The organism is Halorubrum sp. SD690R (assembly GCF_005435035.1).
Lineage (GTDB): Archaea > Halobacteriota > Halobacteria > Halobacteriales > Haloferacaceae > Halorubrum > Halorubrum ezzemoulense.
Genome location: NZ_SGTV01000011.1, coordinates 67,818 through 87,667, shown reverse-complemented (window position 1 = coordinate 87,667; position 19,850 = coordinate 67,818). Strand labels below are relative to the sequence as shown.

22 protein-coding genes are annotated in these 19,850 nt (G+C 70.1%); 7 read left to right on the top strand and 15 right to left on the bottom strand.

Translation table 11 applies throughout. The features are described 5' to 3' along the window. Positions 1 to 66 precede the first annotated feature (66 nt). The 6 genes from EXE41_RS08910 to rnz all read right to left on the bottom strand — a co-directional run bounded on the left by EXE41_RS08910 (position 67) and on the right by rnz (position 5,834). Positions 67 to 1,053, bottom strand: coding sequence for an alpha-ketoacid dehydrogenase subunit beta (locus EXE41_RS08910; protein ID WP_007345778.1), 987 nt, complete (start codon positions 1,051 to 1,053; stop codon positions 67 to 69). Then, positions 1,054 to 2,157, bottom strand: a complete 1,104-nt coding sequence (gene pdhA / locus EXE41_RS08905) for a pyruvate dehydrogenase (acetyl-transferring) E1 component subunit alpha (protein ID WP_049932323.1) — start codon at positions 2,155 to 2,157, stop codon at positions 1,054 to 1,056. 350 nt (positions 2,158 to 2,507) lie between these two features. Further along, positions 2,508 to 2,912 carry a CopG family transcriptional regulator gene (locus EXE41_RS08900; RefSeq protein WP_049932250.1) on the bottom strand — a complete coding sequence of 135 codons (405 nt, stop codon included), beginning with the start codon at positions 2,910 to 2,912 and terminating at the stop codon, positions 2,508 to 2,510. 124 nt (positions 2,913 to 3,036) lie between these two features. After that, positions 3,037 to 3,669 carry an RPA family protein gene (locus EXE41_RS08895; protein ID WP_049932248.1) on the bottom strand — a complete coding sequence of 211 codons (633 nt, stop codon included), beginning with the start codon at positions 3,667 to 3,669 and terminating at the stop codon, positions 3,037 to 3,039. A gap of 1 nt (position 3,670) precedes the next feature. Then, positions 3,671 to 4,597 carry a replication factor A gene (locus tag EXE41_RS08890; protein ID WP_049932247.1) on the bottom strand — a complete coding sequence of 309 codons (927 nt, stop codon included), beginning with the start codon at positions 4,595 to 4,597 and terminating at the stop codon, positions 3,671 to 3,673. A gap of 304 nt (positions 4,598 to 4,901) precedes the next feature. Further along, the gene (gene rnz / locus EXE41_RS08885) at positions 4,902 to 5,834 is read right to left on the bottom strand and encodes a ribonuclease Z (RefSeq protein WP_137690779.1); all 933 of its coding nucleotides are present in this window, start codon (positions 5,832 to 5,834) and stop codon (positions 4,902 to 4,904) included. A gap of 116 nt (positions 5,835 to 5,950) precedes the next feature. Here rnz and EXE41_RS08880 point away from each other — a divergent pair, with 116 nt between their 5' ends. Together EXE41_RS08880 and EXE41_RS08875 are read left to right on the top strand one after the other, a co-directional pair. After that, positions 5,951 to 6,229 (top strand): hypothetical protein, encoded by a 279-nt coding sequence (locus tag EXE41_RS08880; RefSeq protein ID WP_049932243.1) that lies wholly within the window; start codon positions 5,951 to 5,953, stop codon positions 6,227 to 6,229. Between the two features lie 196 nt (positions 6,230 to 6,425). After that, positions 6,426 to 8,372, top strand: a complete 1,947-nt coding sequence (locus EXE41_RS08875; RefSeq protein WP_137690778.1) for an ABC transporter ATP-binding protein — start codon at positions 6,426 to 6,428, stop codon at positions 8,370 to 8,372. Positions 8,373 to 8,418: 46 nt separating this feature from the next. Here EXE41_RS08875 and EXE41_RS08870 read toward each other — a convergent pair whose 3' ends face one another. Further along, on the bottom strand, positions 8,419 to 8,730 hold the full coding sequence (locus tag EXE41_RS08870; protein ID WP_137690777.1) for a DUF5789 family protein: 312 nt from the start codon (positions 8,728 to 8,730) through the stop codon (positions 8,419 to 8,421). Positions 8,731 to 8,906: 176 nt separating this feature from the next. On the opposite strand from EXE41_RS08870, the gene EXE41_RS08865 reads away from it, so the two are divergent. Further along, complete coding sequence (locus EXE41_RS08865) at positions 8,907 to 9,686, top strand: creatininase family protein (protein WP_086215299.1); 780 nt, start codon at positions 8,907 to 8,909, stop codon at positions 9,684 to 9,686. 20 nt (positions 9,687 to 9,706) lie between these two features. On the opposite strand, the gene EXE41_RS08860 is transcribed toward EXE41_RS08865, so the two are convergent. From EXE41_RS08860 to EXE41_RS08850, 3 genes are all read right to left on the bottom strand, one after another. Then, positions 9,707 to 10,105 carry a DUF5790 family protein gene (locus EXE41_RS08860; protein WP_089308671.1) on the bottom strand — a complete coding sequence of 133 codons (399 nt, stop codon included), beginning with the start codon at positions 10,103 to 10,105 and terminating at the stop codon, positions 9,707 to 9,709. Between the two features lie 124 nt (positions 10,106 to 10,229). Beyond that, positions 10,230 to 10,457 (bottom strand): hypothetical protein, encoded by a 228-nt coding sequence (locus EXE41_RS08855; RefSeq protein WP_086215298.1) that lies wholly within the window; start codon positions 10,455 to 10,457, stop codon positions 10,230 to 10,232. Between the two features lie 64 nt (positions 10,458 to 10,521). Further along, entirely contained in the window at positions 10,522 to 11,337 is an 816-nt protein-coding gene (locus tag EXE41_RS08850) for an aldo/keto reductase (RefSeq protein ID WP_137690776.1), read from the bottom strand. Between the two features lie 198 nt (positions 11,338 to 11,535). On the opposite strand from EXE41_RS08850, the gene EXE41_RS08845 reads away from it, so the two are divergent. Beyond that, complete coding sequence (locus tag EXE41_RS08845; protein ID WP_137690775.1) at positions 11,536 to 13,212, top strand: methyl-accepting chemotaxis protein; 1,677 nt, start codon at positions 11,536 to 11,538, stop codon at positions 13,210 to 13,212. A 1-nt stretch (position 13,213) separates the two neighbouring features. Further along, on the top strand, positions 13,214 to 13,963 hold the full coding sequence (locus tag EXE41_RS08840; RefSeq protein ID WP_086215295.1) for a bacteriorhodopsin: 750 nt from the start codon (positions 13,214 to 13,216) through the stop codon (positions 13,961 to 13,963). A 19-nt stretch (positions 13,964 to 13,982) separates the two neighbouring features. Here the strand turns inward: EXE41_RS08840 and EXE41_RS08835 are convergent, their stop codons facing one another. Further along, positions 13,983 to 15,041 (bottom strand): Lrp/AsnC family transcriptional regulator, encoded by a 1,059-nt coding sequence (locus tag EXE41_RS08835; protein ID WP_137690774.1) that lies wholly within the window; start codon positions 15,039 to 15,041, stop codon positions 13,983 to 13,985. Positions 15,042 to 15,181: 140 nt separating this feature from the next. Further along, the gene (locus EXE41_RS19280) at positions 15,182 to 15,340 is read right to left on the bottom strand and encodes a hypothetical protein (RefSeq protein WP_167373093.1); all 159 of its coding nucleotides are present in this window, start codon (positions 15,338 to 15,340) and stop codon (positions 15,182 to 15,184) included. A gap of 301 nt (positions 15,341 to 15,641) precedes the next feature. Between EXE41_RS19280 and EXE41_RS08830 the strand changes: the two genes are divergently transcribed. Beyond that, positions 15,642 to 16,733 (top strand): anthranilate phosphoribosyltransferase, encoded by a 1,092-nt coding sequence (locus tag EXE41_RS08830; protein WP_049932227.1) that lies wholly within the window; start codon positions 15,642 to 15,644, stop codon positions 16,731 to 16,733. Positions 16,734 to 16,751: 18 nt separating this feature from the next. Here EXE41_RS08830 and EXE41_RS08825 read toward each other — a convergent pair whose 3' ends face one another. From EXE41_RS08825 to EXE41_RS08815, 3 genes are all read right to left on the bottom strand, one after another. Then, positions 16,752 to 17,591, bottom strand: a complete 840-nt coding sequence (locus tag EXE41_RS08825) for an NAD+ synthase (protein ID WP_049932225.1) — start codon at positions 17,589 to 17,591, stop codon at positions 16,752 to 16,754. Positions 17,592 to 17,695: 104 nt separating this feature from the next. Next, complete coding sequence (locus EXE41_RS08820; RefSeq protein ID WP_137690773.1) at positions 17,696 to 18,343, bottom strand: NUDIX hydrolase; 648 nt, start codon at positions 18,341 to 18,343, stop codon at positions 17,696 to 17,698. After that, positions 18,340 to 18,723 carry a hypothetical protein gene (locus EXE41_RS08815; protein WP_049932220.1) on the bottom strand — a complete coding sequence of 128 codons (384 nt, stop codon included), beginning with the start codon at positions 18,721 to 18,723 and terminating at the stop codon, positions 18,340 to 18,342. The genes EXE41_RS08820 and EXE41_RS08815 overlap by 4 nt, the downstream gene beginning before the upstream one ends. Before the next feature lie 165 nt (positions 18,724 to 18,888). Here EXE41_RS08815 and EXE41_RS08810 point away from each other — a divergent pair, with 165 nt between their 5' ends. Further along, positions 18,889 to 19,845, top strand: coding sequence for a DUF5787 family protein (locus tag EXE41_RS08810; protein ID WP_137690772.1), 957 nt, complete (start codon positions 18,889 to 18,891; stop codon positions 19,843 to 19,845). The last annotated feature ends 5 nt before the right edge of the window (positions 19,846 to 19,850 follow it).

The following is a 19,850-nucleotide window of genomic DNA, read 5'->3' as shown; positions in this document are numbered from 1 at the left end:
GGGCGTCTCTCCTCTGCCGTCGTGCGCCGGTCCTCGGCGTTCATGGGTGTACCTCTGCCGGACATCTTAAAATTCGACCGCCTCCAAGATTCCGTCCTCGATGCGGGCGGCGGACGGGAGGTAGTAGTCCTCCAGCGCGTACAGCGGGTACGGCACGTCGAAGCCGGTGACGCGGCCGATCGGCGCCTCCTGGTACAGCAGCGCCTCCTCCTGAAGGATCGCCGTGATCTCGCCCGCGAGCCCGCCGGTCTTGGGGGCCTCGTGAACGACGACCGCGCGACCGGTCTTCTCGAACGCCTCGACGACCGCCTCGCGGTCGAGCGGGGAAATCGTGCGGAGGTCGACGACCTCGCACTCGATCCCCTCCTCCCCGAGCGTCTCGGCGGCCTCCAGCGTGGGGCGAGTCATCGCGCCGTAGGTGAAGACGGCCACGTCGTCGCCCTCGCGGCGCGTGGCTGCCTCGCCGATGGGGACCGTGTACGGCTCCTCGGGGACCTCCTCGCGGAACGCCCGGTAGATCAGCTTCGGTTCGAGGAATATCACCGGGTCGGGGTCGCGGATCGACGCCGCGAGCAGCCCCTTCGCCTCGTACGGCGTGGAGGGGATGACGACCTTCAGCCCGGCCTCGTGGGCGTAGAACGCCTCCTTCGACTCGGAGTGGTGTTCGGGCGCGCGGATCCCGCCGCCGTAGGGGGCACGTAGCGTCATGGGGAGCGTGAACCGCCCGCGGCTGCGGGTCCGGAACCGCGCCATGTGCGAGACGATCTGGTCGAAGCCGGGGTACATGAACCCGGAGAACTGGATCTCCGGGACCGGTCGCATCCCCATGGCGGCCATCCCGACCGCGGTGCCGACGATGCCCGACTCGGCCAGCGGCGTGTCGATCACCCGGTCGCCGCCGAACTCGTCGAACAGGCCCTCGGTCGCGCGGAAGACGCCGCCGTTCTTCCCGACGTCTTGCCCCATCACGACGACGTCGTCGTCCTCGCGCAGTTCGGTGTGTAGTCCGTCTCGTATCGCCTGTACCAGCGTGAGGTTCTGTGTCTCGGTCATTTACTCCTCCAGGAACGCCGCGTCGCCGCGCTCGTCGCGCAGGGCGGCGAACTCCTCGTACTGCCGCTCCAGCTCGGGCGGAAGCTCCGCGTACGCGTGTTCGAACAGCTCGCGCGGGTCGGGGCGCGCCATCGATTCAGCCTCGTCTATCGCGTCCGCGACCCGGGCCTCGACCGTCGACTCGATCTCCGCGACGCGCTCGTCGTCGAGGACCCCTTCGTCCCGGAGGTACGACTCCAGCCGGTCGATGGGGTCCTTCCGCTTCCAGCGCTCGACCTCGTCGTCGTCGCGGTAGACGGTCGGGTCGTCGGCGGTCGTGTGCGCGCCGAACCGGTACTGGACCGCCTCGATCAGCGTCGGCCGCGGCCGGTCGGTCTCGGGGTCGCGCGCCTTCTCTAAGGCCGCTTCCGTGACGCTGTACACCGCCAGCGGGTCCATGCCGTCGACCTGAACGCCGTCGATCCCGTACGCCTCCGCCTTCTGCGCCAGGGTCGCGCTCCGGGTCTGGCGCTCTCGCGGAACGGAGATCGCCCACTGGTTGTTGTTACAGAAGAAGACGGTCGGCGTGTCGAACACGCCGGCGAAGTTGATTCCCTCGTGGAAGTCGCCCTCGCTCGTCGCGCCGTCGCCGAAGTAGCAGACGAACGCGTCGTCCTCGCCGCGGAGCTTCGAGGCCCACGCGGCGCCCGTCGCGTGGGGGATCTGCGACGCGATGGGGACGGCGACCGGGAAGACGTTGACGTCCGTCGGCGCGTTGTTGCCGTCCTCGTGACCCATCCAGTAGAGCAGGGTCTGTTTCAGCGGGAGCCCATGGACGAGGGCGGCGCCGTGTTCGCGGTACGACGGGACCATCCAGTCGTCGTCGTCGAGCGCGAACGCCGAGCCGATCTGGGCCCCCTCCTGGCCGGAGAGCGGGGGGTACGTCCCCATCCGCCCCTGTCGCTGGAGGCTCACCGCGCGGCCGTCGAAGTGACGCGCCAGCCGCATGTGCCTGTACATGTCGACGAGCGATTCGTCGTCGAGGTCCGGCACGTCGCCGACGACCTCGCCGTCCTCGTCGAGGACGCGAACCGTATCGTCGTACGCCCTATCGAACACGTTCACGGTCGAACCCACCTTCGCATGTAGGATCCCTTCACCGCCCGGGTAATATCGTTTTCGTAAATAATTTAGTATACTCAGAAATAGCGGCGTCGCTCTGAGAGACCGTCCATCAGACGGGTCGAGAATCGGACGTTTCTGAACAAACTCGGAGCATCACGGCAATATTTTCGCCAACATGGGCGGTTCAGCGGTTAGTAACGGACGAACAGGAAGGTTTTCGTCCGCGCGTCCGACCGTCATCGAAGTACGGTCCGAACGTCGCGGACGGTCGGAGCGGACGGCGCCGTAGCTCAACGGTGGACGGGTCTCTCCCGGATCGACGGAGCGGTGGAAATGGAAGGAATCGGCGGCTACCCGAGGCGGAAAGCGGGTTCGTCCGGCTCGCCGTCGAGGTCTTCGAGCTGGATTACGTCGTCGTCCTCGTCCTCGAGCTGCTCCCGGAGGTGATTGACGTACCGCTTGTGCTCTTCGAGCTGCTCCCGGAGGTGTTCGGCCTCGAGTTCCAGCCGCTCGTGCTCCCGGACGAAGCTCTTCGGAACCTCGACTTTCGGGGGAAACGGCTCGCCGTCGTCGCCCGCGTCGGCCAGTTCCGACTCCGGGACGACCCGGACCTGGCCGTCGTGGGCAACGAGCGCGTCCACGTAGTCTCGGAACACCGCCGACAGCGAGATGTCCCGCTCCTCGGCGATGTCGCGAAGGGCCTCGAACGCGTCCTCGTTGACGCGGAACGAGATGGTCTTGTTCTTGTTGCCCATCGCCCGAAACGTGGGCGCGCGGATCACTTAATGGTTTGTCAGACAGTCGCAAGAAACGGCGAAAAGTGAGTCGTTACGGGGTGACGCGCCCGATCGGTTCGTCGGGGCGGTCGGCCGTCCCCGGTCAGGGCTCGGGCGTCCCGGCCGGGTCCGGCTCGTCGCCGGCGTCGCCGGCGAGCTCGTCGCCGCTCTCGTCGAGATCCTCTAACGCCGACAGCGCGGCGGCCTTGTACGTCTCGGGGTCGAGGTCGTACTCCTCGCGGGCCATTCGCGCGTACTCGTTGCCCTCGTCGTCGAACGCGGCGACGCGCTCGACGGTACGGCGGGCGGTCTCCGCGACCCAGCGGTCGCGGGTGGCGGCGTCGACCTCGGTGATCGACTCGGGGCGGACGGACACTCGGACCGTGCCGTCGTCGGTCTCGTAGGTCCGGGGTTTCCCCACGACTGCGACGTAGGCCGGGGGCTCCAGGTCCCGGAGTTTGGAAGCGGCCTCGGGCTGGTACTGGCCGGCGTACACGAAGAACGTGCCCGTCGGGTCGACGATGCGACCACGCCAGTACTCGCTGTCCTCGCCGACGTCCTCCTTCTCGGTGAGGGTGCCGACGAAGAACACGCGGTTCGAGGACTCGCCCGTCGGCAGCAGCGCGTAGACGGGGGCCCGCTCGTCGTCGGACTCGGTGAACGTGTAGCCGGCGTCGTTGAACTCGCTCGCGAACACGCGCCGGGCGACCTCTCGGGTGGGGGCTGACTGGCTCATTTCAAATCGACCTCGCTTCGATCAGCGCGCTTTCAACGTCGACGGTGCCGGGGTCCTCCATCTCGTCGACCAGGACGTACCGCCCGAAGGTCGGGCCGGTGACGCGGTAGTAGCGCCCGAGCACGTCCTCGCCCATCTCCTCGGCGACGACGGTGGTGTCGAGCGCGTCCATCGCCATGTCCTTGGCCTCCTCGAGGGTCATGCCGGTGAGATCCTCGGTGGCCTCGCGGTCGAAGATGACCTCGGTGACGGTCTCGCCGTCGTCGAGGACGCCCTTGATCCGCAGGTCGAACTCGCCCTCGACCTGGCCGTGCTCGGAGCAGCGCCCGTTCTGGAGGACGCGCGTACAGTCCTCCTCGGGGCAGCGCTTGATCAGCCCGGAGCCGGACTGGATGTCGACCAGCGCGCCCTCGACGGTGTCGGCGTTGTCGCCGACCTCGATCGCTTCGTCGATCTCGGTGATACCGGTCGTCCGGTTGAGCTTCACCGAGTAGCTCCCCTCGTACTCGTCGGTGACGACGTTCGAGAGCTCGTACGCCTGTCCCTCCGTCAGCTCGGGGAGGTCGGAGGTCTCGAAGGCGACAAACTTGATCGTGCCCGACTCGTCGCCGAGGAGACCGACCTGCGAGATGGAGTCGCTGCGGGGCTCCCACAGGTCGACCAGCTCGACGCGCAGGTCCACCCACTGCTCGTCCTCGTCGATGTCGTTGACGAGGACCTCCTCGCTGCCGCCGCGGCCGAGCTCGTCGCGCTCCATCCCGGCGTCTTCGAGGTAGCTGTTAGTGACGCTCCGGCTCGCCTCGTCGAGCGGCACGCGGTACTCGTCGACGAGCGTCGTCAGGCGCTCCTCGACGTCGTCGGGGTCGACGTCCGTGTGGTCCGAGAACTGTTCCGCTATCGCTTCCGCTTCCTGTCGCAGTTCGCTCATAGGGTGTCTCCGCCTCCGGTCTTGTTTCACTGGGAGGCGTACGGCCGTTGGTTCCTCACCGTATTAAAACGCCCGTGACCGCGGTGAAAGTGAACGTATCCGTCGAGAGCGCTCTTCTCTCCGGAGTTCTCCGGATCGGCGCCGGACCGACCGCGGATCAGATGCTCGGAAGACACCGGAGCGGCGGCGGCCGCGTCAGACGCGCGTCAGCCGTGCGCGGGCGCCGTTTCGAGTGGAACCGTCCCACGGTTTGCGGTAGCACGGAGGGGGACGAGCCGAACGGAGGAACGGGTGTTCGGGACCCTCACTCGTCGGCGTCGGGGAACGGCACCTCGATCAGGTCGCCGTCGTCGGGGAGCAGGCACTCGCCGTCGAACGCCTCGCGGGCGTCGCGGCGGATCGGGCGCGGGTCGGCGGCGTAGCGCGAGGAGATGTGGACCAAGGCGAGCCGCTTCGCGTCCGCGCGGTCGGCGATCGACCCCGCCTCGCCGCCGGTCGAGTGAGCCGTGTCGCGGGCGCGGTCGGCCATGTCGTCGGCGAAGGTGGCGTCGTGGATGAGCAGGTCGGCGTCCGCGGCCGCTTCGACCGTCGACTCGCGCGGGCGCGTGTCCGCGGTGTAGACAAGCTTCCGGCCCGGACGCGACGGGCCGACGACCTGCTCCGGCTCGACGACCGTGCCGTCCTCGGCCTCGACCGGCTCGCCCCCGTGGAGGCGGCCGAACTTCGGCCCGACGGGGACGCCGAGCTCCTCCGCCTTCGGGCGGTCGAACCGGCCGGGGCGGTCGTCCTCCGCTAGGACGTACCCCTGCGAGACGGTGCGGTGTTCCGTCTCGAACGCGCGGATCTCGTACTCGTCGGTCTCGTGGGCGACCTCGCCGGGAGCGACCGGCTCGATCCGGATCGGGAAGGCGGGGTCGTGGCCGGCCGCGTGGACCAGGTCGTGGAGGTGCCCGCCGGTCCCCGGCGGGCAGTGGATCGTCAGCGGGTCGGTGCGGTCGTTGAACCCGAGCGTCTGGACGAGGCCGGGGATGCCGAGGACGTGGTCGCCGTGGAGGTGCGAGGCGAACACGCGGTCGACGGCGAATCCGGTGCCGCTGCGCATCATCTCGCGCTGCGTGCCCTCGCCGCAGTCGAAGAGGAAGCGGTCGCCCTCGCGGTTGACGAAGACGGCGCTGGCCGCGCGCTCGACGGTGGGAACGGCGCCGCCCGTCCCGAGGAACGTGACGCGAAGAGACATGGCGACTCATCGGGTCGGCGGTTGTAAACCGGTGTCGATGCGGGGGAGGAGGGCGCCGGATCGGGCGGGCGGCCGATCGGCGACACCCACATGAGTCCGGCCGCCCGAGAGCGACCATGCGAGAGCCGATCGCCGCCTTGGTCAGACAGGAGGGGTGGCGCGCGGAGGGCGCGGCCGCCCGCGTCCACTACGAGGGGGGACGGGACCGGTACGCGGTGGAGTTTTACGCCGAGACGGGCCACGTCCTCTACTGGTCCGTCCCGACCGACGAAGACGAGGAGGGAACGGCGACGCCGGTCCCGCGGGACGGGGTGCCGGACCCGCTCCGGCGACGTGTGCGCGACGACCTCGACGAGGCCGGGATCGACACCGCCGTCGAGCGGCGCGAACTCTGAGCCCGGCGCGCGGTCGGCGTGACCGAGGTCGCCGCGCGCGCCGGACTGACCGTCGGGTCGACCGCTGCGCCGACGCCGGTGACCGCGGTGGTTCCGGGAGAGATCACCCGATCGAACGGGTGTTACCGGCGTTTTCTGCCGACGTATTTCGGTTCGAAGGAAACCTATTTGCCCGCCTACCTGATACGAACTCGTGATGAGTGGCGTCGAATGGGAGGACGACGATCCCTTCGAGGAGCAGCGGGACAAAATAGAGAATCCGATGAAGCGGCTGTTCGTCGAGTACGGCCGCGACTACGTCCCGCAGGTGACCGTTGGGGTGTTCGCGAGCGTCTTCGCGCGGCTGCTCGACCTGCTCCCGCCGCTGATGCTTGGGATCGCCATCGACGCCGTGTTCTACGAGGACGCCCTGTTCAGCGAGCAGATCCCGCTCGTCGTCCTCCCCGACGCGTGGCTGCCGACGGGACAGACCGCGCAGTTCTGGTTCACCATCGCCGTCATCGGGGGCGCGTTCGGGATCGGGGCCGGGTTCCACTGGATCCGGAACTGGGGGTTCAACGCCTTCGCCCAGAACATCCAGCACGACGTCCGGACGGACACCTACGACAAGATGCAGCGGCTCAACATGGAGTTCTTCTCCGACAAGCAGACCGGGGAGATGATGTCGATCCTCTCGAACGACGTGAACCGGCTCGAACGGTTCCTCAACGACGGGATGAACTCCCTGTTCCGCCTGTCGGTGATGGTCGTCGGCATCGGCGTCCTCCTCTTCTGGATCAACTGGCAGCTCGCCTTAGTCGCGCTGCTGCCGGTGCCGATCATCGGCGGGTTCACCTACCTGTTCATCAGGATCATCCAGCCGAAGTACGCCGAGGTCCGCTCGTCGGTCGGGAAGATGAACTCCCGGCTGGAGAACAACCTCGGCGGCATCCAGGTGATTAAGTCGTCGAACACGGAGCCGTACGAGTCCGACCGCGTCGACGACGTGTCGATGGACTACTTCGACGCCAACTGGGACGCGATCACGACCCGGATCAAGTTCTTCCCGGGGCTCCGCGTGCTCGCCGGGGTCGGCTTCGTGGTGACGTTCATCATCGGCGGCCTCTGGGTGTTCCAGGAGACGCCGCCGGGACCGTTCACCGGCGAGCTCTCGGTGGGGATGTTCGTCGTCTTCATCCTCTACACCCAGCGGTTCATCTGGCCGATGGCGCAGTTCGGGCAGATCATCAACATGTACCAGCGCGCCCGCGCCTCCTCCGCGCGGATCTTCGGGCTGATGGACGAGCCGTCGCGGCTCGCCGAGGACCCGGGCGCGGAGGACCTGACGGTCGGCGACGGCGACGTGGTGTACGACGACGTCTCCTTCGGCTACGACGACGAGACGATCGTCGAGGACGTCGACTTCGCCGTCGAGGGCGGCGAGACGCTCGCGCTGGTCGGCCCGACCGGCGCGGGGAAGTCGACCGTGCTCAAGCTGCTCCTCCGGATGTACGACGTCGACGAGGGGTCGATCGAGATCGACGGACACGACGTCCGCGACGTGACGCTCAAGTCGCTCCGTCGCTCGATCGGCTACGTCGGGCAGTCCTCGTACCTGTTCTACGGCACGGTCCGCGAGAACATCACCTACGGCACCTTCGACGCCACCGACGAGGAGGTCCGCGAGGCCGCCGAGGCCGCCGAGGCGCACGAGTTCATCCAGAACCTCCCCGACGGCTACGACACCATGGTCGGCGAGCGCGGCGTGAAGCTCTCCGGCGGGCAGCGCCAGCGCGTCACCATCGCGCGGGCGGTGCTCAAGGACCCGGACATCCTCATCCTCGACGAGGCGACCTCGGACGTCGACACGGAGACGGAGATGCTGATCCAGCGCTCGCTCGACCGGCTCACCGAGGAGCGGACGACGTTCGCGATCGCCCACCGGCTCTCGACGATCAAGGACGCAGACACGATCCTCGTGTTGGAGGGCGGGCAGATCGCCGAGCGGGGGACGCACGACGAGCTGCTCGACAACGACGGGCTGTACGCGCACCTCTGGGGCGTTCAGGCGGGCGAGATCGACGAGCTCCCGCAGGAGTTCATCGACCGCGCGCAGGAGCGCACGGCGCGGATAGTCGAAGAGGCCGATACCGACGACGACTGATCGGGGCCGCGCGCCGAGCGGAACGGGGCGGGGCTCGACCGAAGAGTCACCGCGGAAGCCGCGTCCACTCGTCGGCGGCCGCCTCCGGGGACGCGTCGGCGTGCCCGAGCGCATCGAGAACGGCCTCGCGGACCTCCGACGGATCCCGAAACTGCGTCTCCTCGCGCCCTTCGAGCAGCCCGTCGAGCCGCGCCGTCCCCGTCGGCGTCTCCAACGTCGCGGCGCCGTACTGCTCTATCAGCTCCGCCGCGGTCACCGGATAGCGGTGTTCGCGGAGCGCCCGCTTCAGCGGGCCGAACGTCACGGCCGGAGCCGAGTCGTGTGTCCCCGTGTCGTGATCCGCGTTATTACCGCTCATGGAGCCGCGATCCGCGGGAAGCGTCATAATACCCCGGGAGCGGCCGCGGGGCGAGCGCACATGCCTCGCGAGCGGTCGACCGCCCCTGCGCCGCGGCGACCACCAGACGCCGGCGGTGACCACTCGGCATCGGCGATGACCGCCGGCTATACGACGCCGGCCACCGAGGCGTCGGTATGCGCCTCAGCGAGGTCACGTGGACCGACGTTCGCGACGCCGACGTCGACGTCGCGTTCCTCCCGGTCGGCAGCACGGAACAGCACGGGCCGCACGCCCCGCTCGGCACCGACGCGCTGAACGCCGTCGCGGTCGCGGAGGCGAGCGCGGACGCCTACGAGGAGACGGGTACGGACGACGAGGGGTCGGGCGGCGAGCCGGGAGCGGACCGCGGGGAGGTCGCGGTCGCGCCGCCGATCCCGGTCGGCGTCGCGGAGGAGCACCGCGCCTTCGACGGGACGATGTGGGTTTCCCCGGAGACGTTCCGGGCGTACGTCCGGGAGTCCGCGGAGTCGCTGGTCTCGCACGGGGTCGACCGCGTCGTGTTCGTCAACGGGCACGGGGGGAACGTCGAGGCGCTGGCGGAGGTCGCCCGCCGCTTCTCGCGCGACGACGCCCACGCGGGGTACGGGGTGGCGTTCACGTGGTTCGAGTCGGTCGGCGACCACGCGAGCGACATGGGTCACGCTGGCCCGCTGGAGACGGCGCTGCTGCGCGCGACGAATCCGGACTTGGTCCGCGAGGAGCGGGTCGACGATGCGAGCGCGGGCGCCGCCGACCGGTGGGGCGAGTGGGTGTCTGGGGTGAACCTCGCGCACGACTCTGCCGAGTTCACCGACAACGGCGTCGTCGGCGACCCGCGGGAGGGCGACGCCGAGCGGGGCGCGGTCCTGCTCGACCGCGCGAGCGCGGCGCTCGCGGCGCTGGCGGAAGCGGTCGCTGACCGGAAGTCGACGTAGGGCGCGGCCGGAGCGGAAGGTTACTCCTCGTCCGCCGCGTCCTGAAGCGCCCCGCGGATCGCGGGGACGGTGCCGGTGAGGGAGGCGACCTCGTCGGCGGCGCTCTCGATGTCGCCGACGAGCGATTCGAGCTCCTCGATCTCCGCTTTCAGGTCGGCGGCGTCCTCGAAGGCGTCGGCGCGCTCGCCGAGGACGTACGCCTTCTTCGCCGAGCGGACGCTGTCGACGGCGTCGCCGGCGTCGAGCGCGGATTTCAGTCCGTTGAGCGCGCCGAGGACGTTGTCCGCGTCCGTCTCCCACACCGCGTCCGGGTCCGGGAGTTCCTCGCGCGCCGCGGCGAGGTGCTCTTCGACCTCCGCGCGGGTCTCCGCGGCCGCCTCGCCGAACAGGTCGTCGTCATCGAACGTGGACTGGCCCATACCGGACCCGTCTCGCCCGCGCCTTTTAAAAACGCGCCCGAAAGCGGAAGTGAAACCGACGGAGAGGACGGGTCGGGTGCCGGATCGGGCGGGTCTCGCGTTCAGTTTCGGTCGGCCGGCGGGCTCAGATACGAACGAGCAGCTCGACGGCGATCAGCGTCACGAGGAGGGCGAGAAGGCCAGCGAGGACCGCGAGCGTCCGGAGCTGATCGAGCACCGCGTCCGTCCCGGGCGTCGCCGCGAGGAGGGCGGGACGGTCGCGGAGACCGGACTCGCCGTCCGGGTCCGAGTCGGCGCTCGGGGAGCCGCCGGCGGGCGGGCCGGCGTCGGTCCGCGAGTTCGGGTCCGGCACGGGCGGGGGTTCGATCCGAATCCTCGTTAAACCGACTATGAGGCCACAATACCGGTATTGAGCGTTACGGAGATCGGTCTCGGTTCCACGACGCCTCCTCGAAGTCGACGATCCGCTCGCGGCGGTCGAGCGCGTCGATCCGGGCGAGTTCCTCGTCCGTCAGGTCGATCTCACGGGCCGCCCAGTTGTCCTCGACGTGGCCGAAGTCGGCCGCCTTCGGGATCGGCGCGACGCGCTCCTTCGAGAGCAGCCACGCGAGGCTCACTTGGGCCGGGGTCGCGTCGTGGGCCGCGGCTATCTCTCGGAGGGCGTCGACCTCGGCGACGCGGTTGCGCGCGATCGGCGAGTAGGCGACGAGCCAGTGGTCGTGTTCGACGGCGTACTCGCGGAGCCGCTCCTGTTGAAGCAGGGGGTGACACTCCACCTGGTGGGCGAACACGTCGTGGTCGAGGCGGTCGAGCGCCTCGTCGAGTTCGTCGGGCTCGAAGTTCGAGAGCCCGATCCGATCTATCACCCCGTCGTCGACGAGGTCGTCGAGCGCGGGCAGCGTCTCCGCGGGCTCGTAGGTGTTGATCGGCCAGTGGACGTACAGCAGGTCGATCGAGTCGACACCGAGCCGGTCGCGGCTGGCGCGGGCGGTCTCGACCGCGTCGTCGTACGAGAGGTTGTTCGTCGAGAGCTTCGTCGCGACGAACAGGTCCTCGCGGTCGCGGTCGCTCCGGTCGATCCCGTCGCCGACCGAGGCCTCGTTGTCGTACCCCTGGGCGGTGTCGACGTGGCGGTAGCCGGTCTCGATCGCGTGGGCGACGCCGGCCGCGCACTCCTCGCCGGCGGCCAGCTTGTACGTCCCGTATCCGAGTCTGTCGAAGGCGGTCGCCATGCGCGTCCGTGCGGGCGGCGACGCCCTCAACGTACCGGTTCCGGCGGATCGGGGTGTCAGGCCCGGCGGCCTCGCGCACGTGCTCGCTTTCCGCTCGCCGAGCCGCCGGTACCGCCCGAGTCGACCGCGAGCAGAGTATCACTGGTAATATTCGGGGAGGAGTTATTATGACGATAGGATCTCTGCCGTTCGGTATACATGCAAGAGGGATCGGCCTCGGGCGTCCGATCGAGCTACGGTGCGAAGCTCGCTCTGTCGCTGATCGGGGTCATGGCGGTCTCAGTTTCGTACGGAGTCATCGTCTATCTACGCGCGGAGGGGACCGGCGCCGCGGGCGCCGAAGTGCGCTCCGGACTGGTCGGGATGACGCTGTTGACGGTGATCGGGCTCGCGCTCATCGGCGTCACCGTCGGCTCGAACACGGTCATCTCCCTGCGGCAACTGACTGACAAGGCCGAGCGGATGGCCGAGGGAGAGCTCGACGTGCGGCTCGACACCGGGCGAACCGACGAGATCGGGCGGCTGTTCCACGCGTTCGACGAGATGCGCGGTTCGCTGCGCTCGGAGATCTCCGACGCCGAAGCGGCCCGCGAGGAGGCGGAACGAGCGCGACGGGAGGCCGACACGCGCGCCGAGACGGTCGAACACAAGGCGACCGAGTACGAGTCCGCCATGCGCGCGCTCGCCGACGGCGACCTGACGCGCCGGGTCGACCCCGAGAGCGACAACGAGGCGATGGCGCGGGTGGGCGCCGCGTTCAACGAGATGGCCGACGAGCTGGAGGGGACGGTCGCGTCCGTCGCGACCGTCGCCGAGGACACCGCCGACGTGGCCGGGACCGTCGACGACCGCACGGAGGACCTGCGGGCGACGACAGGGACCGTGAGCGAGGCGGTCGAGGAGATCGCCGAGGGCGCGCGTACCCAGCGCGACGACCTGCGGGCGGCGACCGACGAGGCCGAGAACCTCGCGTCCTCGGCCGAGGAGGTCGCCTCCACCGTCACCGACGTGGCGGAGACCGCGGAACACGCGGCGGAGGTCGGCGACGAGGGTCGCGAGGCCGCCGAGGAGGCGCTCGCGGAGATGGACGCGGTCGAGGAGACGACCGCGGAGACGACCGCGGAGGTCGAGGCGCTCGCCGCGGAGGTCGAGGAGATCGGCGAGGTGGTCGACACCATCTCGGAGATCGCCGAGCAGACGAACCTGCTCGCGCTGAACGCCTCCATCGAGGCGGCCCGCTCCGGGGCCGACGGCGCCGGCTTCGCGGTCGTCGCCGAGGAGGTGAAGGCGCTGGCCGAGGAGACCCAGGAGTCGGCGAGCGAGATCGAGGCCCGGATCCGCTCCGTCCAGGAGCGCGCGGAGACGGGCGCCGACGCGATGGCGCGCACGGAACAGCGGATCTCGGCCGGCGTCGACACGGTCGAGACCTCGATCGACGCCCTCGAACGCCTCGCGGAGGCCTCCGAGCGCACCGACGCGAGCATGACCGAGATCACCCGGACGACGGAGACGCAGGCCGACTCCGTCGACGCGGTGGTCGGCCACGTCGAGGACGTCTCCGCGATCAGCGCGCAGACGGCCAGCGCGGCCGGCGACGTCACCGGTGCGGTCGACGAGCAGGAGCGGACTCTCGGGGCGGTCGAGACCGCGGCCGGGTCGCTCTCCGACCGGGCGCTCGCGCTGCGCGACGCGGTCGACGACTTCGAGTTCGCGGCCGGCGACGGTCTCGGCGCCGCGGGCGACGGGACGGGCCGCGGCGCGGTGGCCGACGGCGCCACCGCCGTCCCCGACGGGGGAGGCGACGGCGACGGGAGCGAGTTTGACTTCTCGCGCGGCGGGGGCGACGACGCGCACGCCGGGGAGGGGGTGAACTGAGATGCTCGTCGACACCACCGTCTGGGCGTGGATCGGCGCGCTCGCGATGGGCGCCGGAACGGTTCCCCCGCTGTGGGCGTGGCTCTCCGGATCGTCGGCGACCGACGAGTCGCACGGCGTCTACTACGGGACCCTCGCCGGCGTCACCGGCGTCGCGGCGCTCGCGTACCTCGCGATGGCGCTCGGCGTCGGCACGCTGTCGACGGCGGCCGGCGAGCTGGAGGTCGTCCGGTACGTCGACTGGCTCGTGACCACGCCGCTCATACTCCTCTACCTCGGGCTGCTCGCCCGCCCGTCCCGACGGGTTCTCACCGGGCTGATCGGCGTCGACGTGGTGGTCATCGCCGGCGGGGTCACCGCCGCCGCCACCGGCGGAGCGGTGTCGTGGGCCGCCTTCGCCGTCGGCGGAGCCGCGTACCTCGCGCTCGTCTACGGGCTGCTCGTCGCGCTCCCGCGGTCGGCATCGGCGGAGGGCGACCGGGTCCGCGCCGTCTTCGGCACGCTGCGGAACATCACCGTGGTGCTGTGGACGCTGTACCCGGTCGTGTGGCTGCTCGCGCCCACCGGCTTCGGCCTGCTGACGTCCGCGACGGAGATGCTCGTGTTCGTCTACCTCGACATCGTCTCGAAGGTCGGCTTCGTCGTCATCGCGGTCGCGGGCGCGGACGCGCTCGACCGCCTCGGCGCCGATGAGTTCGCCGCCGCCGACTCGGCGGCAGAGGAGCGGACGGCCGCCCTCGGCGACGACTGAGCCGCGGAGGTTTTTTACGTTACCCGTCGTCCGCGACGAGGTCCTCGTAGCGCGCGCCGGTCTGTTTCAGCGTCTCGGTCGAGTAGAGTCGCTCGTGGTCGAACGGGAGGTGGTCGGTCGCCAGCTCGTCGATCTTCGCGTCGACCGCCTCCGCCTCCCGACCGTGGATCATCGTGAACAGATTGTACTCCCACTCCTGGTCGGGGCGACGCGGGCGGTGGTAACAGAGCGTGACGTACGGGAGGCTGCCGACCGCCTCGCCGCGCTCGTCGAGCTCCTCGTCCGGCACGTCCCAAACCACCATACAGTTGTTCGTGAAGCCGGTGACGACGTGGTTGACGACGCAACCGATCCGCTTGATACAGCCGTCGGCGAGGAGGCGCTCGACCGCCGCGAGCACGTCGTCGACGGGCGCGTCGATCTCGTTCGCCACGTCGGTGTAGGGGGTCGCGGACAGCGGGAAGCCGTCCTGGATCGCCAAGAGGAGGTCCGCTTCGAGCGGGCTCAGGTCACCACGCGCGTCCTCGGAGATGCGGGTGGCGGAGACGTCGGTGTGGTCGAGCGACTCCCGCGCGAACCGGTCGGCGTTGACTACGGGGAACTCAAGGTCGATGTAGTAGTCCGTGAGCATCGGGAGCGCCAGCACCTCGCAGCCGGTTTTCTCCTCGATCTCCGCGAGGATCTCGTCGCGCTTCTCGCGGGAGCCCGCGGTGACGACGAACCACTGGTTCCACTCGTGGTCGCGGCGGTAGTTGTGGTTCACCTGCCGGTACCCGTTGATCACCTCGGCGACCTCGTCGAACCGGTCGTCCGGCGCGCGCACCGCCGCGAGCGTCGACGAGCCGATGACCGGCGGGTTGAGCACCGCGCCGAACCGGCGGAACACGCCGCGATCGCGGAGGTCGCGGACGCGGTCGAGGAGGTCGTCGGCGTCGACCGCGACGCCCGTCTCGGCCGCGATCTCGCGGGCGACCCGCTCGAACGGACGGCGTTCGACGGGGAAGCCGCTCTGGTACTCGTCGATGAGGGCCGCGTCGACCGCGTCGAGGTCGGCCCGCCAGTCGGCGTCCAAACTCATTGGAAACGCTTGGGGCGGAGTGTACGTACGGGTTTCGGAGGGCGCCGACCGTCAGGGGGACACCACGTTCGGGGCGGAGCGTCGGTCGGGGTGGAGCGTCGGTCGTCGGCGGGGGCCTCGCCGGGCGTCGCGACGGTGATTCAGTCGTCGGCGGGGGCCTCGCCGGGCGTCGGCGCGAACGCCCGGGCGCTCTTCTCCAACTGCGCCGTCGAGCAGCCGCCGACGGTCGCGGCCTGTTCGAGCGTCAGCGTGCGGGACCGATACAGCGTGAGCGCGGTGGCGACGGATTTGGACGTCATCGGGTACGATCGCTAACTATCTGGACAAGCATATAACTCTAACGCTATTTTGACCCTGATACGGCACACTTACAGAGCAAGTTTAGCGCTTTTTCACATATATTCTCACAGAACAAGACATTCGTCCATTTGTACTGTGTGGGTGAGTACCACAGATCGGGCGAGAGCGGTCGCGCCGTCCCGGCTCATCGCTCGCGCGCGGTGTTACCGCGTCGAGTCGGAGGGCGGAGGGGGTCCCTCTCGTTCCCGCGGTGCGGGAGTCGAACGGGGGACTTTTCGTGCGAGAAGCCTAACGGAGCGTATGGCTCAGGCGACTCAGGAGTTCGGCGACTGGCCCCTCAAGCGGCTGATGACCGAGGTCTGCGGCTCCGGCCACAAGTCGGCCGACGACCTGACGCGCGCGCAGGCGACCGAGGCGTTCGAGCGCATCCTCGCGGGCGAGCCCGACCCGACGACGCTCGGGGCGTTCTGGCTCTCGAACCGCTGGAAGCGGAACACGGCCGAGGAGCTCGGCGCGTACGTCGACGTGATGTGCGACCGCGTCGAGTACGCCGAACCCGACGCCGACCCCGTCGACTGCGGCGCGAACTACGACGGGAAGGGACGGACGGCGATCCTCGGCGTCGCGGCGGGCGCGGTCGCGGCCGCCGCGGGCACTCCCGTCGTCGTCCACTCGGGCGACCGCGTGCCCACGCAGAAGCAGGACGCGTACAAACACGTCCTCGACGAGCTCGGCGTCCACACGGAGCTGACCCCCGCCGACTCAGCCGACATGGTCGACGAGACCGGCTTCGGCTTCTACTACCAGCCCGCGTTCAACCCCGCCATCGACGACCTGTTCGACCGGCGCGACCAGATGGGCGTCCGGTCGTTCGTCAACACCGTCGAGACGCTGGCGAACCCCGCCGGCGCGTCCGTCCACCTCGGCTCCTTCTACCACCTCGCGTTCGCGAAGAAGGTGGTCGACACGTTCGTCGAAAGCGAGTTCCACGACCTCGACCGCGTCCTGATGTTCCAGGGCATGGAGGGGTACGACGACGTACGCCCCGGCTACACCAAGGTCGCCGAGTGGGACGCGTCGGGCGACGACGGCGAGGGCAGCGAGGGCGCGTCCTTCGACGACTTCGAGATCGAGACCGCGGAGTACGGGATGGACCTCGAGGAAGACGACCTCGCGGTCGACGACGTCGCGACCGACTCCGCCGCGATCACCGAGGAGGTGCTGGCGGGCGAGCGAGACGGCGCCTTCGCGGACGCGGTCGCGGTCAACGCCGCGCTTCGGATCTACGCCGGCGGCGACGCCGACTCCATCGAGGAGGGCCTCGACGCCGCCCGCGAGGCCATCGACGACGGCTCCGCGCACGACGTGCTCGAAGCGATGCGGGAGTTCTGAAGGGGCGCGACGCGGGCGTTACAGTTCGCGGGCGGGCGCCGGGGGCATCGCCCGCTTGTGGGCGCTGCGCTCGTGGAGGTCGACCACGCGGTCGACGGCCTCTTCGGGCACGTCGAGTTCGCTGACCGTCGCCGACCGCGAGAGTCCGCCGTCGACGTGGACCGCGAGGATGGCGTCGACGGTGTCGTAGTCGAGCCCCATCTCCTCGGCGTCGGTCTGGCCCTCCCACATCCCCGCGGTCGGCTCCTGCATCACGAGGTCGCGGGGGACGCCGACGTGGGCGGCCAGCTGGCGCACCTGCTGTTTGTAGAGGTTGCCGATGGGGTTACAGTCGACCGCCTGGTCGCCGTACTTCGTGTAGTAGCCGGTCATCGCCTCTGCGCGGTTCCCGGTGCCGAGGACGACCCGGTTCTCGGCGTTAGCGACGAAGTAGTTCAACACGGCGCGGGTGCGGACGTAGACGTTCCCGGCCGCCATCTGGTCCGTCGCGGCCTCCGGGACCGCGTCGAAGAAGGCCTCCGCGATCGGCTGGATCTCGATCACGTCGTACTCGACGCCGAGGTCGTGGGCGACGCGCTCCGCGTCGCTCATCACGTCCGCGTCGTTCACCGCCGAGGGCATCGTGAGGCCGTGGAGGCCGTCCTCGCCGAGCGCCTCGACCGCGAGGTGGGCGGTGAGCGTCGAGTCGATACCGCCCGAGAGGCCGAGGACCGCCCCCTCGGCGCCCGCGTCGTCGACGACGTCGCGGATGAACGAGACGATGCGCTCGCGGGTCGCCGCAAGTTCGTCGTCCGAGAGGCGGAGATCGAGCGGGGGGTCGTCCGACAGCAACACCGACTGCTCCGATGCGTGGCTCATACGTCTATTGAGGGGCCGCAGCGATTAATACCTCCGCGTTGGCCCCGTGAACTGGACGCGTGTCGGGTTCTGTCCGGTCGCCGGCGGACGCCCGGGGGGGTCGCCTACAACAGCCCCTCGCGCTCGGCGATCAGGAGCCCTTCGAGCGTCGCGTCGTTCGTCGGGGGCTCCCGGGCGATGTCCAGCGCCTCGTCGACCGGGACCGCTCGCGGCGCGAGGAACTCGTTGCTGTCGTGGTCGACGTCGACCGGCTCCAACCCCTCGGCGAACACGTAGCCGCGCTTGTGGCGCAACACGCCCGTCGAACACCACACCTCCTGGAGCAGCGACGTCGAGGACGGCGCAAAGCCGGTCTCCTCGGCGAGTTCGCGCGCACCGGCCTCGGTGTAGGACTCGCCGGACTCGACGATTCCGGCCGGGAGCTCCAGTTGCGTGTTCCGCACGGTGGGCCGGTACTGCTCGACGAACAGCACCCGGTCGTCGGCGACCGCGACGATCACCGTCGCGGGCGACAGCTCCGCCCAGTAGTACTTCTTCTCCGTGCCGTCGGGCTGCTCGACGCGGTCGTAACCGCCGACGAACCACCCCTCGTCGTACTCGACGACGACCTCCTCCACCGGCCACTCGGGCTCGCCCGGCAGCGAGTGGTTGCGCCCGTCGGAGAACGCGGGGAGCTCGCGGAGGTCGGCGGCCGGCGCGTCGGCGCCGGCGGGTCCCTCGTCCGCGCCGGGCGCCCCGTCTTCGTCCGTCACGGGCGGACCACCTCGGCGTGGTACACCTCGCCGCCGCGGCGCACCCGCACGCCGGTCTCGGTCGAGGCGTTCGGCACCTGTTGGGTGAGCGCGTCGACCTCGTCGAACGGGGTGTGGGTGAACCACTCCTTCATCCCGTACGGCCCGGCCTGGTAGCCGTCGGAGCGCCCGTCAGGGCTCTCTATCGCACCGATCAGGTACGGGTACCGGCGGTCGGAGACGTTGTTCACGTCGGCGGCAGTGCCGTTCGTCTCGATCGGTTCGACGGTGAGGTAGTAGGGGTCGCCGCTCCCGAGGTAGCTCGGGAGCGCGCCGAGCGCGAGCAGCGCGACGACGACGAGAACGATGGCGATGAGGAGGTTCCGGGTGACCCGGCGCATGGTCGCCGTAGGGTCCCGCGGGGAATACCGGTTTCGGCCGACCGGACCGCGGTCGGCGGGACGCGACCGCGTGGGTGACGACTCGCGGTGACGCGACCGCGACGGCGGCGACTCACGGCGAGAGGGCGGCGACGCGTTTTAGCCCGAGGCCGCCCTGTTCGCGGTATGGAGTACCGGTTCGAGCTGGCGTTGTGCGCCGCGCTCGAATCGCCTGACCGGGTCGTCGCCCGCCAGCTCGGGGCGGGCGTCGAGACGCCCGGCGCGCGCATCGTCGATGTCTGTCTGCTGTCGCCGGGACCCGGCTTCGACGACCGCGCCGCGATCAGCGCCGAGCGGATCCCCGGTCCGGCCGTCGAGGCCGCGGTCGGCCCGGGCGAGGCCGTCCCCGTCGCCGACGCCTTCGACCTCCCGCCGGACCGGGCCGCAGCCGTCGTCGACCGCGCGGTCGAGGTCGGCTACCTCGAACGCGAGCGGCGGAACGGCCGGGAGGTCGTCCGCGCGACCGCGCGCTACCCGGACGACTGGGTGGACGAGCTCGTCGCCGTCGAGAACAAGCCCGACCTCGGGACGCCGGGCGACCTGGAGGCGCAGCTCCGGTACGACGCCGCGCTTGGACTCTTCGACGAGGTGGTCCTCGCCACCGCCTCGTACGTCACCCGCGCGCACCTCAACCGGATCCCGGACGCGGTCGGCGTCTGGCGGTTCGACCCGGAGACGGGCGAGCGCGAGGTCGTCCGCGAGCCGACGCCGCTCGACCCGGCGGCGCCGGGCGTCGAGATCCGCGACGAGCGGCCCTCCCGCACGGACGTGGCGCTCGTCGGCCCCGAGGCGAAGGCCCGCAAGCGGTGGCAGGTCGCCGAGCGCGCCTACGGGAAGGGGTGGCGCCCCGAGCCGCCGGCGTGCGCGCACGGCGAGACGACCGCCGACGGGCGACCGCGCTGCGCGCACTTCGACCGCGTCGTCGACCCCGGCCGCGAGTGCGGAGGCGGGTGTCCCGCGTTCGAGGCGGCCGACCCGCCGGCGGCCGAGCGCGACGGCCTCCGCGACGAGCGGACGGCGTGGGTCGCGGCTCCCGAGGGGGACGGCCCGCGCCGTCAGTCCGGGCTCTCACGGTATCTGTGAGAACG

Excerpts from the sequence above, each read along its gene's own strand:
- EXE41_RS08910 (WP_007345778.1), bottom strand. The coding sequence starts at position 1,053 with ATGACCGAGACACAGAACCTCACGCTGGTACAGGCGATACGAGACGGA.
- EXE41_RS08900 (WP_049932250.1), bottom strand. The coding sequence starts at position 2,912 with ATGGGCAACAAGAACAAGACCATCTCGTTCCGCGTCAACGAGGACGCG.
- EXE41_RS08895 (WP_049932248.1), bottom strand. The coding sequence starts at position 3,669 with ATGAGCCAGTCAGCCCCCACCCGAGAGGTCGCCCGGCGCGTGTTCGCG.
- EXE41_RS08890 (WP_049932247.1), bottom strand. The coding sequence starts at position 4,597 with ATGAGCGAACTGCGACAGGAAGCGGAAGCGATAGCGGAACAGTTCTCG.
- rnz (WP_137690779.1), bottom strand. The coding sequence starts at position 5,834 with ATGTCTCTTCGCGTCACGTTCCTCGGGACGGGCGGCGCCGTTCCCACC.
- EXE41_RS08880 (WP_049932243.1), top strand. The coding sequence starts at position 5,951 with ATGCGAGAGCCGATCGCCGCCTTGGTCAGACAGGAGGGGTGGCGCGCG.
- EXE41_RS08875 (WP_137690778.1), top strand. The coding sequence starts at position 6,426 with ATGAGTGGCGTCGAATGGGAGGACGACGATCCCTTCGAGGAGCAGCGG.
- EXE41_RS08870 (WP_137690777.1), bottom strand. The coding sequence starts at position 8,730 with ATGAGCGGTAATAACGCGGATCACGACACGGGGACACACGACTCGGCT.
- EXE41_RS08865 (WP_086215299.1), top strand. The coding sequence starts at position 8,907 with ATGCGCCTCAGCGAGGTCACGTGGACCGACGTTCGCGACGCCGACGTC.
- EXE41_RS08860 (WP_089308671.1), bottom strand. The coding sequence starts at position 10,105 with ATGGGCCAGTCCACGTTCGATGACGACGACCTGTTCGGCGAGGCGGCC.
- EXE41_RS08850 (WP_137690776.1), bottom strand. The coding sequence starts at position 11,337 with ATGGCGACCGCCTTCGACAGACTCGGATACGGGACGTACAAGCTGGCC.
- EXE41_RS08845 (WP_137690775.1), top strand. The coding sequence starts at position 11,536 with ATGCAAGAGGGATCGGCCTCGGGCGTCCGATCGAGCTACGGTGCGAAG.
- EXE41_RS08840 (WP_086215295.1), top strand. The coding sequence starts at position 13,214 with ATGCTCGTCGACACCACCGTCTGGGCGTGGATCGGCGCGCTCGCGATG.
- EXE41_RS08835 (WP_137690774.1), bottom strand. The coding sequence starts at position 15,041 with ATGAGTTTGGACGCCGACTGGCGGGCCGACCTCGACGCGGTCGACGCG.
- EXE41_RS19280 (WP_167373093.1), bottom strand. The coding sequence starts at position 15,340 with ATGACGTCCAAATCCGTCGCCACCGCGCTCACGCTGTATCGGTCCCGC.
- EXE41_RS08830 (WP_049932227.1), top strand. The coding sequence starts at position 15,642 with ATGGCTCAGGCGACTCAGGAGTTCGGCGACTGGCCCCTCAAGCGGCTG.
- EXE41_RS08825 (WP_049932225.1), bottom strand. The coding sequence starts at position 17,591 with ATGAGCCACGCATCGGAGCAGTCGGTGTTGCTGTCGGACGACCCCCCG.
- EXE41_RS08815 (WP_049932220.1), bottom strand. The coding sequence starts at position 18,723 with ATGCGCCGGGTCACCCGGAACCTCCTCATCGCCATCGTTCTCGTCGTC.
- EXE41_RS08810 (WP_137690772.1), top strand. The coding sequence starts at position 18,889 with ATGGAGTACCGGTTCGAGCTGGCGTTGTGCGCCGCGCTCGAATCGCCT.